Below are 255 nucleotides of genomic sequence, written 5' to 3'. Positions count from 1 at the left end.
ACAGCACTTCATGCGGCGGCACGTCGCCGCGCTGTGTTTCGAAGACCATGGCATCGACGAGTTTCGGATCGATGAAGCGGCCACCGTCCGCGAGCTTGCGGATCGCCGCGAGCAGCACGTCCGGATCACTGTCTTTGGTCAGATAGCCCGTCGCGCCCGCGCGCAATGCGCGCGACGCCACCTGCGCCTCGTCGTGAATGCTCAGCACGAGTACGGGCAGCGAAGGCTGCTCTGCCCGTACTCGACGGATCAGAT

Annotated in this window: 1 protein-coding gene; it reads right to left on the bottom strand. The window is 64.7% G+C overall.

The window, feature by feature from the left end:
• Positions 1-255, bottom strand: a 255-nt coding sequence (locus AB4Y32_RS40650) for a response regulator transcription factor (RefSeq protein ID WP_368726600.1), incomplete at both ends; no start/stop codon positions are given.

Origin of the sequence: Paraburkholderia phymatum (assembly GCF_040965635.1) — a bacterium.
In the GTDB taxonomy this organism is placed as follows: domain Bacteria; phylum Pseudomonadota; class Gammaproteobacteria; order Burkholderiales; family Burkholderiaceae; genus Paraburkholderia; species Paraburkholderia phymatum_B.
Note: the sequence above shows the minus strand (reverse complement) of the source record. Positions and strands in the feature narration are given on the sequence as shown.